Source organism: uncultured Sphingomonas sp. (assembly GCF_937859915.1).
Lineage (GTDB): Bacteria > Pseudomonadota > Alphaproteobacteria > Sphingomonadales > Sphingomonadaceae > Solisphingomonas.
Genome location: NZ_CALMAW010000068.1, coordinates 1 through 14,009, shown reverse-complemented (window position 1 = coordinate 14,009; position 14,009 = coordinate 1). Strand labels below are relative to the sequence as shown.

Annotated in this window: 12 protein-coding genes; 7 read left to right on the top strand and 5 right to left on the bottom strand. The window is 68.4% G+C overall.

Going from position 1 to position 14,009, the window contains the following annotated elements; all coding sequences use genetic code 11:
- Nucleotides 1–162: 162 nt before the first annotated feature.
- From Q0326_RS09540 to Q0326_RS09530, 3 genes are all read left to right on the top strand, one after another.
- Complete coding sequence (locus Q0326_RS09540; protein WP_298689548.1) at nt 163–906, top strand: methyltransferase; 744 nt, start codon at nt 163–165, stop codon at nt 904–906.
- Nucleotides 903–1,517 carry a dethiobiotin synthase gene (bioD, locus tag Q0326_RS09535; RefSeq protein ID WP_298689545.1) on the top strand — a complete coding sequence of 205 codons (615 nt, stop codon included), beginning with the start codon at nt 903–905 and terminating at the stop codon, nt 1,515–1,517. The genes Q0326_RS09540 and bioD overlap by 4 nt, the downstream gene beginning before the upstream one ends.
- A 76-nt stretch (nt 1,518–1,593) precedes the next feature.
- Nucleotides 1,594–2,838, top strand: coding sequence for an adenosylmethionine--8-amino-7-oxononanoate transaminase (locus tag Q0326_RS09530; RefSeq protein WP_298689543.1), 1,245 nt, complete (start codon nt 1,594–1,596; stop codon nt 2,836–2,838).
- Nucleotides 2,839–2,997: 159 nt separating this feature from the next.
- Here the strand turns inward: Q0326_RS09530 and Q0326_RS09525 are convergent, their stop codons facing one another.
- From Q0326_RS09525 to Q0326_RS09510, 4 genes are all read right to left on the bottom strand, one after another.
- A complete protein-coding gene (locus Q0326_RS09525) occupies nt 2,998–4,452 on the bottom strand; it encodes a DHA2 family efflux MFS transporter permease subunit (protein WP_298689553.1) in 1,455 nt (484 codons plus the stop codon).
- Between the two features lie 89 nt (nt 4,453–4,541).
- A complete protein-coding gene (locus Q0326_RS09520) occupies nt 4,542–5,804 on the bottom strand; it encodes an HlyD family efflux transporter periplasmic adaptor subunit (protein ID WP_298689541.1) in 1,263 nt (420 codons plus the stop codon).
- Complete coding sequence (locus Q0326_RS09515; protein WP_298689539.1) at nt 5,801–7,231, bottom strand: efflux transporter outer membrane subunit; 1,431 nt, start codon at nt 7,229–7,231, stop codon at nt 5,801–5,803. Before Q0326_RS09515 ends, Q0326_RS09520 begins: the two co-directional genes overlap by 4 nt.
- Nucleotides 7,228–7,710: a MarR family transcriptional regulator gene (locus tag Q0326_RS09510; protein ID WP_298689537.1), complete on the bottom strand. Its 483-nt coding sequence runs from the start codon at nt 7,708–7,710 to the stop codon at nt 7,228–7,230. Before Q0326_RS09510 ends, Q0326_RS09515 begins: the two co-directional genes overlap by 4 nt.
- Before the next feature lie 182 nt (nt 7,711–7,892).
- On the opposite strand from Q0326_RS09510, the gene Q0326_RS09505 reads away from it, so the two are divergent.
- The 3 genes from Q0326_RS09505 to Q0326_RS09495 all read left to right on the top strand — a co-directional run bounded on the left by Q0326_RS09505 (nt 7,893) and on the right by Q0326_RS09495 (nt 13,207).
- On the top strand, nt 7,893–8,351 hold the full coding sequence (locus Q0326_RS09505) for a DUF4126 family protein (RefSeq protein ID WP_298689535.1): 459 nt from the start codon (nt 7,893–7,895) through the stop codon (nt 8,349–8,351).
- A gap of 407 nt (nt 8,352–8,758) precedes the next feature.
- Nucleotides 8,759–10,663 carry a ribonucleoside-diphosphate reductase subunit alpha gene (locus Q0326_RS09500; protein ID WP_298689533.1) on the top strand — a complete coding sequence of 635 codons (1,905 nt, stop codon included), beginning with the start codon at nt 8,759–8,761 and terminating at the stop codon, nt 10,661–10,663.
- Between the two features lie 300 nt (nt 10,664–10,963).
- A complete protein-coding gene (locus Q0326_RS09495; protein WP_298689531.1) occupies nt 10,964–13,207 on the top strand; it encodes a transferrin receptor-like dimerization domain-containing protein in 2,244 nt (747 codons plus the stop codon).
- Nucleotides 13,208–13,407: 200 nt separating this feature from the next.
- Here the strand turns inward: Q0326_RS09495 and Q0326_RS09490 are convergent, their stop codons facing one another.
- Entirely contained in the window at nt 13,408–13,659 is a 252-nt protein-coding gene (locus Q0326_RS09490; RefSeq protein ID WP_298689529.1) for a DUF2171 domain-containing protein, read from the bottom strand.
- Between the two features lie 184 nt (nt 13,660–13,843).
- Here Q0326_RS09490 and Q0326_RS09485 point away from each other — a divergent pair.
- Nucleotides 13,844–14,009 (top strand): ribonucleotide-diphosphate reductase subunit beta (locus tag Q0326_RS09485; protein ID WP_298689550.1); only part of this gene is annotated, 166 nt, incomplete at its 3' end.

Sequence of the window (14,009 nt, the reverse complement as noted above, 5' to 3'; positions counted from 1 at the left end):
GGCGCTGGCCGGGGCGCTGGCGGCCGACGGACTGCTCGCCGCGGCGATCCGGCCGCCGACGGTGCCCCCCGGCACCAGCCGGCTCAGGCTCGCGCTCCGCGCCACCCACGCGACCGCCGACATCGATCGGCTCGCCGACGCGATCGTCGCGCACAAGCCGCGATGAGCATCGTACAGGCCTTCGACCGCGCTGCAGACTATGACGCGCATGCCGATGTGCAGCGCATCGTCGCGGCACGATTGGCGGATCAGGTGGTCGCGCTTGCGCCGCCGCCCGGATTGCGGGTGCTCGAGATCGGCTGCGGCACCGGCTTCCTCGGCGCCGCGCTGATCGATCGCCTGCCCAGCGCGCGCTGGCTGATGACCGACGTCGCGCCCGCCATGCTCGCGCGCGCGCGCGATCGTTTCGGCGGCCGTAGCGCGATAGACTATGCGATCCTCGATGGCGAAGCGCCCGGACACGCAGGCAGCTTCGACCTGATCGTCTCCAGCCTGGCCGCGCAATGGTTTGCCGACCTTCCCGCTGCGATCGACCGCTGGCGGGGCCTGCTGGCGCCGGGCGGGCAGATCGCCTTCACCACGCTTGCTGCGGGCAGCTTCGCCGAATGGCGTGCGGCGCATGGCGACCTATCGTCCGGCACAGCGGATTATCCGACGGTCGAACGGCTCGCCGCGATCGGTCTGGACGTCGCGATCGAGACACTGCCGGTCCAGCACGCCGATGCCCACGACTTCCTGCGTTCGGTCAAGGCGATCGGCGCAGCGACGCCGCGCCCCGGCCACCGTCCGCTGACGCCGGCGCAGCTGCGTACCGTAATGGCGCGCTTCGATGCGGCGGGTGCGACCGCGCGCTATGTCGTCGCCACTTGCATCGGCGGCGCCGGGCGACAAGAAACGACGACATGACTCGCCTGATCGTCACCGGCACCGATACCGGCATCGGCAAGACCGTCTTCTCGGCGGCGCTCGCCGGCGCGCTGGGGGCGGCCTATTGGAAACCGATCCAATCGGGGCTGGAGGACGGTGCGGATGCCGACACCGTCGTCTCGCTGGGTGTGACGCGGGTGCTTCCCGAGGCCTATCGGCTGACTCAGCCGCTGTCTCCGCACCGCGCCGCTGAGATCGACGGCGTGACGATCGATCCCGACCGCCTGATGCCGCCCGCCACCGACGGCGCGCTGGTGATCGAGGGCGCGGGCGGCGTGCTCGTGCCGGTGACGCGCGACCTGCTGTTCGCCGACCTGTTCGCGCGCTGGGCGGCGCCCGTCGTGCTGGTCAGCTGGACCGGGCTCGGCACGATCAACCACAGTCTGCTCTCGATCGAGGCGTTGCGCGCCCGGGGCGTGCCGATCCTGGGCGTCGCGTTCGTCGGCGATGCCAATGACGACAATGAAGCGACGATCGCCGCGATCGGCCGGGTCAAGCGGCTTGGGCGCCTGCCGATCCTCGATCCGCTCGACGCGGCCAGCCTGCGCGCGGCGTTCGCCGACCAGTTCCGGATCGAGGATTTCGCGTGAAACCGTTCGTGCCGAGCGAAGTCGAGGCACCGGCGCCACGTCCCTCGACTTCGCTCGGGACGAACGGGAAGCTAGCATGAGCGGAGCCTCCCCGGTCTGGCATCCCTTCACCCAGCATGGCCTGAACGAGCCGATCCCGCTCGTCACGCACGGCGAGGGCGCGGCGCTCTACACGCGGGACGGGCGACGGATCGTCGACGCGATCTCGTCCTGGTGGGTGACGACGCACGGCCATTGCCACCCGGCGATCATGGCCGCGATCCGCGCACAGGCGGAGAAGCTCGACCAGATCATCTTCGCCGGCTGGACGCACGAGCCGGCCGAGGAGCTCGCGCGGGGGCTGATCGCGATGATGCCGGCGCCGCTCGCGCACGTCTTCTATTCGGACTCAGGCTCGACCGCGGTCGAGGTCGCGCTCAAGATGGCGCTGGGCTTCTGGCTCAACCGGGGAGAGCCAAGGCATCGCATCCTGACGCTCGACCATGGCTATCATGGCGACACGATCGGCGGGATGTCGGTCGGCGCGCGCGGCGTCTACAATCAGGCCTATGCGCCGCTGCTGTTCGACGTCGGCACGCTGCCCTTCCCGGTCGGCGACGGGCAGAACACGCTCGATGCGCTGGAGGCGGAATGCCGCGCCGCGCCGGCCGCCCTGATCGTCGAGCCGCTGGTGTTGGGCGCGGGCGGCATGCTGCTCTACGACGCGGCCGTGCTCGCCGAAATGCGTGCGATCTGCGCGGCGCACGGCGTTCTGTTCATCGCCGACGAGGTGATGACCGGCTGGGGCCGCACCGGTACGCTGCTGGCGTGCGAGCAGGCCGGCGTGGTGCCCGATATCCTCTGCCTCTCGAAGGGTCTGACCGGGGGCAGCGTGCCGCTCGCGGTGACGCTCGCGACCCCCGAGATCTTCGAAGCGCACCGGTCGACCGACAAGGCCAGGATGTTCTTCCATTCGTCGAGCTACACCGCCAACCCGCTGGCGTGCGCCGCCGCCGCCGCCAATCTCGCGGTGTGGCGCGACGAGCCGGTGCGCGAACGCATCGCGACGCTGGCGGCGCGGCAGGCGACGCGGCTGGCGGCGCTGACGGGCGTGCGCAACGCGCGGCGGCTCGGCACGATAGCGGCGTGCGAAATAGGTTCGTCGGAGAGCGATTATCTCGCCACGATCGGCCCGGCACTCGCCGCCCACTTTCGCGACCGAGACCTGCTCGTCCGGCCGATGGGCAACACGGTCTACGTCATGCCGCCCTACTGCATCGACGAGGCCGATCTCGACGCGGTCTATGCGGCGATCCAGGACGCAGCGGAGCGGTTTGGATAGATTCATCCTCCCCGTCTTTGACGGGGAGGATGACCGCTCGCGCAGCGAGTGGTGGAGGGGTAGACCACGTCGCTGGCGAGCACCCGGCTCAAAGATCGGACGCCCCTCCACCATCCTGCGGATGGTCCCCCTCCCCATCTGCTATGGGGAGGATGATAGTCAATCCGCCGCCACGACATGATCGCTGGGCGCGGGCTTGCGCGTGATCCAGATCACCCCGCAGCAGATCACCGCCATCCAGCCGCAGATCCAGAACATCTCGAGCGTCGACAGAAGATAGGCCTGGTTGATCGTCGTCCGCATCACCGATCCCGCCGCCTGCAGCGGGCTCATGCCGTACGCCTGCATCTGGTCGGTCGCCTGGCGGTAGATCGGCGAATAGTCGGTCGCGCCCTCGACCAGCCGGGTCTGGTGCAGCGCCTCGCGGCGATCCCAGAAGGTGGTGATCAGCGAGGCGGCGAAGCTGCCCGCGGTGATCCGCGCGAAGTTGGAGATTCCGCTCGCCGACGGCAGCTTCTCGGGCGGGATGCCATCCAGGAGGATCGTCAGCAGCGGCACGAAGAACATGCTCATCGCCAGCCCCTGCAGCATCAGCGGCACGGTCAGCACCCAGAAGCTCGCATCCGGCGTATAATGCGAGCGCAGGAAATAGGAGGCGGCGAAGGCGAGGAAGGCGCCGCTTGCCAGCCAGCGCGCGTCGATCTTGAGCTTGCCGATGAACGGCGTCGCGATCACCGCGACGACGCCGCTCGGCGCGGCCACGAACCCCGCCCAGGTCGCCGTATAGCCCATCTGCTCCTGCAGCCACAAAGGCAGCAGCAGGTTGTTCGCGAAGAACAGCGCATAGCCCAGGCACAGCGCGATCACCCCGAAGGCGAAGTTGCGGCGCTTGAACAGCGAGAGGTCGACGACGGGCTGCGCTTCGGTCAGCTCCCAGATCACCCAGGCGATGAAGCCGATCACGGCGCACACCGCGAGGCCCGCGATCATCGGATTGTGGAACCAGTCGCGGTCCTTGCCGAGATCGAGCACGGTCTGCAGGCTGAACACCCAGAAGGCGAGCAGCGCCAGCCCGACCTTGTCGATCGGCAGCTTGCGCGTCGGCGTCTCGCGGCTGGCGAGGAAGCGCCAGCTGAGCAGCGCGGTCGCGATTCCGACGGGGACGTTGATCAGGAAGATCCAGCCCCAATGATAATTGTCCGAAATATAGCCGCCCATCACCGGCCCGAGCACGGGGGCGACGAGCGTCGTCATCGCCCAGATCCCGAGCGCGGTGCCGCGCTTGTCGGGCGGGAAGATCGCGATCAGCAGCGCCTGGCTGCCCGGGATCATCGGCCCCGAGACCGCGCCCTGGAGGATGCGGAAGCCGATCAGCGACGGCAGGCTCCACGCGATCCCGCACAGCAGCGAGGCGATCGTGAACAGCACCACCGACACCACGAAGGTACGCACCACGCCGAACCGGCCCATCAGCCAGCCGGTGAGCGGCACGGTGACGCCGTTCGCCACCGCGAACGAGGTGATCACCCAGGTCCCGTTGTCGGTCGAGACGCCGAGATTCCCCGCGATCGTCGGCAGCGAGACGTTGGCGATGGTGCCGTCGAGCACCTGCATGAAGGTGCCGAGCGCGAGCGCGATCGAGGTGATCGCCAGCGCCAGGCCGGTCAGCGGCGCGGTGCCGCCGGCCTGGCCGCCCGGCCCGCTCACCGCGCCGCGCCCGGGGTCTGACGGCCCATATTCTCGGCGATGATGCGGCGGATCGTCGCCTCGACCTGCGGGCCGCCGTCGACGCTCTGCTGGACGCCACCGGCCGGGGCCGTGCTGGCTGCGACCATCGGCCCGCTGCGCACGCTGGTATCGACCGTCACGTTGACCGACAGACCGATGCGCAGCGCATGCTTGTCGAGCTCCGTGGGGTCGAGCGCGATCCGGACCGGGACGCGCTGGACGATCTTGATCCAATTGCCCGACGCGTTCTGCGGCGGCAGCAGCGAGAAGGCGTTGCCGCTGCCGGCGCCCAGGCCGAGCAGCTTGCCGTGGAAGGTCACCGCGCTGCCATAGACATCGGCGGTGATCGTTGCCGGCTGACCGACGCGCAGATGCTGGAGCTGGGTCTCGCGGAAATTGGCGTCGACCCACAGGCTGTCGAGCGGGACGACCGCCATCAGCGGCGTGCCCGGCGCGACGCGCTGGCCGAGCTGGACGGTGCGCTGCGCGACGACACCCGCAACCGGCGACGCGATGCTCATATAGGCGCGGCTGATCGCGGCGCGGCGGACCATCGCGGCGGCGGCCATCACTGCCGGATTGTCATAGACGCTGGTGCCCTGCACCGCGCTCGCCTGCTGCGCGCGCTTGGCCTGTGCCAGCGTCAGCGCCGCCTGCGCGGTGGTGACCGCGTCGGCGGCGTGGCTGAGTTCCTCGCCCGACACCGCGCCGTCGGCGGCGGCCGCCTTGCGCCGGCCATAGTCGTTGCGCGCGCGCGACAGCTCGGCCTCAGCGGTCGAGATTTCGGCCGAGGCCTCGTCGACGCCGGCATTGTTCGAGCGGAACAGCCGCACCGCGCTGCCAAGATCGGCTTCGGCGGAGGCCAGGCCGACATCACCGGTCGCGGGATCGAGGTCGATCAGCGGCGCGCCGGCGGCGACATGCTGGGTGTTGTCGGCATGGAGCGCGAGCACGGTGCCGCCCTCGCGCGCGGTGATCGCGACGACATTGCCGCCGACATAGGCATCGTCGGTATTCTCGCTCGGCGGCGCCAGGAACAGGCTGACGACATAGACGATCGCGCCGATCAGCACGACCGCGCCGAGGATCAGGAAGGCGGTGCGGCGCACGCGCGACTTGGGCGGCACCGGCGGCGGCGGCAGATCGCGCCGTTCCTCGGCGATGCGGTCGGCGAGCCGCTCGGTCGGCGTCTCGTCGGCGCTGTCGTCGCGATCGAAGGTCGGGCTGTTGTCGGTCATGAGTGCGTGTCCGAAACGGAGGCCGCGGCGAGCGGCTGGTGGAAATCGAAGCCGCCGCCGAGCGCGGCGACGAGCTGGATGCGGCGGGTCAGCGCATCCGCTTGCAAGGTGACGAGATTCTGCTCGGCCTCGAGCAGGCGGAAGCCCGAGTCGACCGCATCGAGCTGCGAGCCGAGCCCGGTCCGCGTGCGCACCTGATCGAGCGTGACGGTGTCGCGCAGGCCCTGGACGATGCGGGCTTCGTCGGCGAGGTCCTGGTCGGTCGAGCGGACGTTGGAGACGGCGTCGGAGGCGTCGCGGACCGCGCCCAGCACCGCGTCGTTGTAGCTCGCGACCGCACCGTCGAGATCGGCGGTCGCGCCCTTATATTGCGCGCGCAGCCGCCCGCCCTCGAAGATCGGCACCGACAGCGCGGGGCCGGCCGCATAGGAGCCGGCGCCGCCGGTAAAAAAATCACCCAGCCCGATCGCGGCGAGGCCGCCCAGCGCGCTGATGCTGACGTCGGGCAGGAAGGCGGCACGCGCGACCTTGCGGCCCTGCACCGCCACCTCGATCCGCGCCTGGCCGGCGAGCAGGTCGGGGCGCCGGCCGAGCAGGTCGGCGGGCAACAGCTCGGGCACGGTCGGCGCGCGATCGAGCGCCAGCTTGGGCTTGGCGATCTGCGGGTAGAAATCGGCGCCGCGCCCGGCGAGCGCCGCAAGCGCATGGACGAGCACGTCGCGCTGCTGGACCGCCTGCGTCCGCGCCTGCTGCGCCTCGGCGAGCAGCGTCTGCGCCTGGTCGAGGTTGAACTTGCTGGCGAGCTGGTTCTTTATCCGCGACTGGGTGAAGCCGAGCGCGCGCTGCCGCGTCGCGACGAAACCGTCGGCGACCTCGATCAGCCGCTCGGCGCGGGCGAGGCCGACATAAGTCTGCGCGATCGACACCGACAGCATCAGCCGGGCGGTCGCGACGTCGAGCCGCGCGGCGTCGGCCGACGCCCCGGCCTGGCGCACCGCGGCGCGCTGGCGCCCGAACAGGTCGAGGTCCCAGCTCAGGCTGCCGCCGGCGAGCGCGAGATTGGCGCTGCTGCCACCGATCGGCGGCGGCAGCAGCTTGCTGCCGATATGCGCGCGGTTGACCTGCGCCGAGCCGTTGACGTGCGGCAGCAGCCCGGCATGTTCGACCTCGACCTGTGCCTCGGCGAAACGGACGCGGGCCAGCGCCTGGTCGAGCGAGGGATTGCCCGCCAACCCCATCGCGACCAGCCGATCGAGCTGCGGATCGCCGAACGCGGTCCACCAGTCGGCGGCGATCGTCGCGGTGGCGGCATCGAGCCCGACCGCCTGCGGCGCGAGCTCGGCGACCTGCGGCTGGACGTGCGGGACCGCGGCACAGCCGGCGAGCAGCGTCGCGGCGACCAGCGGGAAGGCGAGAAGACGGGTCATTCTGCGGCCTCCATCGCCACGTCCGTCCCGACAACACGCTCGACCGCCGCGAGCAGTCGCATCAGGTCGGCGATCACGCGATCGACATCCGCTTGCTCGAAATCGACGAGGACCTCGTTCCAGGCCGCGACGACATTGCCCTGCAGAGCCGCAATGCTGGCGATCCCCGCCTCGGTCACCGCCAGGCGCACCACCCTGCGGTCCGCCGCGCCCCGGTCGCGCTCGATCAGTCCGCGCCGCTCGAGCACGTCGATCATCCGTGTCGTCGCGCCCGTCGTGATCGACAGCTCGCGCGCCAGTTCGCCGGGATTGCCCGCGGTGCCGTCGCGCACCACCTTGAGAGCGACCCATTGCATGAAGCTGAGATCGGGCGACGCGAAGCGCGACTCGACATGCGCCGTCATGAGTTTGTCGATGCGCCGCAACAGCCGTCCGGGCGACCGGTTAGCCGAGCAGTCATCGAGCGAGAGAATGGCCATTCGTCTTTTCCTGCACTATCTGCATGGGCAGATATACATTGCGCAGCGATCGTCAAGTCCCCCGCGCATCACTGATATGCGGGAAGGATGTGACACCTCCGTTCCGATCCGCTAGCCTGCACCGGCCGGCGCGTTATCGGGCATCGGCTTCACATCCGCGGCGGCCACGGTTGGAGTCGCCTATGCTTGATATCCTCGCCCTGCTGATCGGAGTCATTGCGGGATTGCGTGCCCTGCTTGCGCCGGCTGCAATCGCTTGGGCGGCGCGGTTCGGCTGGCTGGACCTGCACGCGCCGTTCCTCGCCTTTCTCGGCTATCGCTGGACGCCCTGGCTGCTGTCGCTGCTCGCGCTCGGCGAGCTGGTCGGCGACAAGCTGCCCACGACGCCCAGCCGCAAGACGCCGCCCGCCTTTGCCGCACGGATCGCCAGCGGCGCGCTGTGCGGCGCGGCGATCGGCGCCTCTGCGGGACAGGGACTGGTCGGCGCGCTGCTCGGCGCGATCGGGGCGGTGGTCGGCACGCTCGGCGGTGCTGCGCTCCGCGCCAATCTTGCGCGGGCCTTCGTCAACGATCGCCCGGCCGCGTTGATCGAGGATGCCGTCGCGATCGCGGCGGCAACGCTGATCCTGCTCGCGCTGTAGATCAGGCGAGCGCTTCGACCAATCGATGACAGGATCGCGAACGGCGCCATCGACTGGGCGCATAGGGTAAACGGTCTGGCGACACCGAGGCGCGTCTCATTTTAATCCACAGTTTTCGATAGCTACGCGACGCGCCGGAAAACGGGCACTCGAATCCACGTCAACCCTCCCGACGGCATGCCTGTGAAAATATGGCTCTTGTGCTGCGACTCGGGCGGAGGCACTATCCGTGGTGTCGCGCTGAGGGGCCCGATACAAGATCGAGCAGATACCGGGCCATCGCAAACCCCGGCACGGACGGCCCCGCTGTGGGACGAACGGAGAACATGCTCGCCTTTGGCGCCCCCGGTGCTACTCTGAACCTGCGGGCTCCGAGTCGAACGAAGATAGAACGGGAGCGTTGAGCAATGGACCTTTCCGGCAGTAGCGAGATGAGCATGACCGACGCCACGACCCTGGAATCCCTGCGCCTCGACGAGGCCCGCGTGGCGGACGCCGGCCATGAGCAGGGCGCGCGCCCGCTGCCCTATCCGGTCGAGGTCGATCATTCGCGCGACGCGCTGCTCACCGATTTCGGCAAGAACACGCTCGACGATCGCTATCTGCTGCCCGGCGAAAGCTATCAGGATCTGTTCGTGCGCGTGGCGTCTGCCTATGCCGACGATCAGGCGCATGCGCAGCGGCTGTACGATTACATCTCCAAGCTGTGGTTCATGCCCTCGACCCCCGTTCTGTCCAACGGCGGCACCGGGCGCGGGCTGCCGATCTCCTGCTTCCTCAATTCGGTGCCCGACAGCCTCAACGGCATCGTCGAGACCTGGAACGAGAATGTCTGGCTCGCCTCGCGCGGCGGCGGCATCGGCACCTATTGGGGCAATGTCCGCGGCATCGGCGAGCCGGTCGGCCTCAACGGCAAGACCTCAGGCATCATCCCATTCGTCCGCGTGATGGATTCCCTCACGCTGGCGATCTCGCAGGGCTCGCTGCGCCGCGGCTCGGCGGCGGTGTATCTCGATGTCTCGCACCCCGAGATCGAGGAATTCCTCGAGATCCGCAAGACCTCGGGCGACTTCAACCGCAAGGCGCTCAACCTCCACCACGGCGTGCTGATCACGGACGAATTTATGCGAGCGGTGCGCGACGGCACCGAGTTCGAGCTCAAGTCGCCCAAGGACGGCTCGCGCCGCGGCGAGGTCAACGCGCGCGCGCTGTTCCAGAAGCTGGTCGAGGTTCGCCTCGCGACCGGCGAGCCCTACATCGTGTTCGCCGACACGGTGAACCGCACCATGCCCAAGTTCCAGCGCGACGTCGGCCTCAAGGTCTCGACCTCGAACCTGTGCTCGGAGATCACGCTGCCGACCGGCAAGGACCAATATGGCGAGCTGCGCACCGCGGTCTGCTGCCTGTCCTCGCTCAATCTCGAGATGTGGGACGAATGGAACGGCCACCCGCAGTTCATCGAGGACGTGATGCGCTTCCTCGACAATGTGCTGACCGACTTCATCGAGCGCGCCGAGCCGGGCATGGAGCGTGCGCGCTACAGCGCGAGCCGCGAACGCTCGGTGGGGCTGGGCGTGATGGGCTTCCACAGCTTCCTCCAGGCGCGCGGCCTGCCGTTCGAGGGTGCGATGGCGAAGAGCTGGAACATCAAGATGTTCCGCCACATCCGCGGCCGCGCGGACGAGGCCTCGATGCAGCTCGCGCACGAGCGCGGCCCCTGCCCCGACGCCGCCGACCAGGGCGTGATGGAGCGATTCTCATGCAAGATGGCGATCGCGCCGACCGCGTCGATCTCGATCATCTGCGGCGGCACCTCGGCGTGCATCGAGCCGGTGCCCGCCAACATCTATACGCACAAGACGCTGTCGGGATCGTTCTCGATCAAGAACCCCTATCTGCAGAAGCTGCTCGCGACCAAGAGCAAGGACAGCGACGCGGTGTGGAACACCATCCTCGAGCGCGGCGGATCGGTGCAGCATCTCGATTTCCTCAACACCGAGGAGAAGGATTGCTACAAAACCAGCTTCGAAATCGACCAGCGCTGGCTGATCGAGCTCCAGGCCGACCGCACGCCGTACATCGACCAGGCGACCTCGCTCAACCTGTTCATCCCCGCCGACGTCGAGAAGTGGGACCTGCTGATGCTCCACTTCCGCGCGTGGGAGCTGGGGCTCAAGTCGCTCTACTATCTGCGCTCCAAGTCGGTGCAGCGCGCGGGCTTCGCGGGCGGGGTCGAGAGCGACAACACGATCGAGCTCAAGCAGATCGATGCCGCCGAGACCGATTATGACGAGTGTCTGGCGTGCCAGTGATCCCCCGGATCACCGGCACTGGACACTCTGGCGTGCCAGTGAGGACCTGAGCCTCCACCCGTTCGTGCCGAGCGAAGTCGAGGCACCGGGAAGCGAGCCTGGTGTTCAGAGCATGTCCCTCGACTTCGCTCGGGACGAACGGTGACAGGTAACCGAGCGGATAATGATCCGTTCGCACTGAGCGAAGTCGAAGTGCGTGTGGCAGGCGCGGCGTTTGCAGCCTGTCCTTCGACTGCGCTCAGGACGAACGGAGTGGTGAAGTGGGCCGCGGGGCATGCGGCTTCAGGGAGACGAACCGACATGACGATCACCAGTAAGCTTCTTGCCGGCGCGGCGCTGTTCTCGCTGACCTTCGGCAACACGCTCGCCCTTGCAGCAGCGCCCGATGCGCATGCCACCGAAGCGCGCTTCGACGCCGCGATCTCGGCCACCGACCAGCTCGCTTGGCTCAAGGATTTCTCTTCCGCCCCCAACCATGTCGGTTCGCCGCACGACAGGCAGAATGCCGAGACCACGCTCGCTCTGTTCAAGAGTTGGGGCTGGGACGCGCATATCGAGACCTTCTCGGTGCTCTATCCGACGCCGATCTCGACGACGATCGAGATGATCACCCCGCAGCACGTCGTGCTGGGCGGCCAGGAGCCGCCGGTGCCGGGCGACGAGACCTCGTCCAACACCGCGGGCGCGCTCCCCCCCTATGTCGCCTATCAGGGCGACGGCGACGTCACCGCACCCGTCGTCTACGTCAATTACGGCATGCCCGACGATTACGACGCGCTGGCCCGCCGCGGGATCGACGTGCGCGGCAAGATCGTGCTCGCGCGCTACGGCGCGGGCTGGCGCGGGCTCAAGCCCAAGCTGGCGCAGGAACATGGCGCGGCGGGCTGCCTGATCTATTCCGATCCGGCGAACGACGGCTATGGCGAGCACGACGCCTATCCGCGCGGCGGTGGGCGGCCCGAAAATGGCGTCCAGCGCGGCTCGGTGCAGGACATGACGACCTATCCGGGCGATCCGCTCACCCCGGGCGTGGGCGCCACCGCCGATGCCAAGCGGCTGACCCGCGAGACCGCGCCGACGATCCTGAAAATTCCGACGCTGCCGATCTCCTATGCCGATGCGACCAAGCTGCTCGCCGGCCTCGAAGGGCCGATCGCCACGGGCAAGGCGCGCGGCGGCCTCCCGCTTGCTTACCATTATGGCGGGACCAATGCGGTGACCGCGCATCTCGCGGTCAAATCCGACTGGTCGATGAAGACGCTCTATGACGTGATCGCGATGCTGAAGGGCAAAAGCCGCCCCGACGAATGGGTGATCCGCGCCAACCACCGCGACGGCTGGGTGTTCGGCGCGTCCGATCCGCTGTCGGGCCATGTCGCGATGCTGTCCGAGGCCAAGGCGCTGGGCGCGCTCGCCAAGAGCGGCTGGAGACCGGCGCGCACGATCGTCTATGCCAGCTGGGACGGCGAGGAGCCGGGCCTGCTCGGCTCGACCGAATGGGTCGAGACGCATGCCGCCGAACTCCAGCGCAAGGCGGTGCTGTACATCAACACCGACGTCTCCGAGCGCGGCTTCCTCGGCGCCGAGGCGAGCCACGACCTCCAGCATTTTATCAACCAGGCGGCGCGCGACGTCACCGACCCCGAGACCGGCGTCTCGGTGCTCGATCGCAAGCGCGCCCACCTACTCGCCAACAATTATGACAGCGGCGACGGCGACGCGACCGAGATCAAGGCGGCCAAGGCGGGCGGCGATCTGCCGGTCGGTGCGCTCGGCTCGGGCTCGGACTATTCGAGCTTCCTCCAGCATCTCGGCATTCCGTCGATGAATCTCGAATTCGGCGGCGAGGAGGCCTCGGGCGGCTCCTATCATTCGGTCTACGACAGCTTCTACCACGTCACCCATTTCGACGATCCCGGGCTGATCTACGGCGCGGTGCTGTCGAAGCTGGCCGGGCGGCTGGTGATGCGCGCGGCCGACGCCGATGTCGGCCCGGCGCGCTACGCGGACATGGCGAGCACGATCGCGCGCTATGTCGGCGAGGTGAAGAAACTTGCCGACGATCAGCGGAGCAAGGATCTGTCGCGCGAGGAATTGTCGGCGGCGGGCGACTTCAAGATCGGCGCGGATCAGACCGACCCGACCACCGCACCCGCAGTGAAGCCGACGACACCGCTGATCGACATGCTGCTACTCGAAAAAGCATCGGATCGCCTGATGCGCTCCGCGAGTGCGGCGGATGCGGTCGTCGCCAAGGCGGACACGCTGTCGCCGGCGGTCCGCGCCAAGCTCGACGCGGATCTGCGCGGGGTCGACCAGCTGCTGCTCGATCCGGCCGGGCTGCCGTCGCGGCCCTGGTATCAGAACATGATCTACGCGCCGGGCACGCTCACCGGTTACGGCGCCAAGACGCTGCCCGGCATCCGCGAGGGCATCGAACAGCGCCGCTTCGCCGACGCGACCGCCTATGTGACGAAGGTCGCGGCGGTGCTGAACGCCTATGCGGATCGGCTCGATCTCGCCGTCAAGGATGCGGGGAAATGAGGAGGGCGCCCCCTTCTTCGTCATCCCGAACTTGGTTCGGGATCCAGACGCGCAACGCTTCCACCTCAAGCGCTGCGCGTCTGGATCCTGACCGTCGTCAGGATGACGAGAAGGACGAAGGCGCGCCAGAAACCCCTCTCCTGCGCGGAGAGGGGTTGGGGTCCTACGCCGAAACGCCTATATTCTCGCAGATGCAGGCGTCACTCGGCCTCTTCGAACAGATCGTAGGCGACGTCGGCATTGGCGCTGAGCCGCACGGTGCCGTCCTCGATCTCGGCGACGAGGCCGAGCGGGATATAGTGATGCTTGGCGCCCTGCCCGTCTTCGGTCTGCGCGCTGTCGGCCTTGGTGAGCTTGATGCGCTCGCCGTCGAGATGGTCGACGGTGCCGAGATGGACGCCGTCCGCACCGATCACGTTCGCATGTTCTTTGATCTGGGTCGCATCGACCATGGTCAATCTCCTTCGTGGGGGGTTCGGGGGGCAGAACGCACGACTTCGCGTTTCGGCACAACCCCGGCCCGGTCCCCGGCGCAGGCCGGGGCCTCGGCCCCACGCCTCGGACTGGACCCCGGCTTTGGCCGGGGAACGGCACCCTATTCCACCCTATTCGCCATCGCCGCCTGAAGGACTCCCCATGTCGCTCCTCGAAGCCTCCCGCCAGTACAAGCCGTTCGAATACCCGTGGGCGTTCGAATATTGGAAGCGCCAGCAGCAGCTCCACTGGCTGCCCGAGGAGGTGCCGCTCGGCGAGGATTGCCGCGACTGGGCGCAGAAGCTGACCGATCACGAGCGCAACCTGC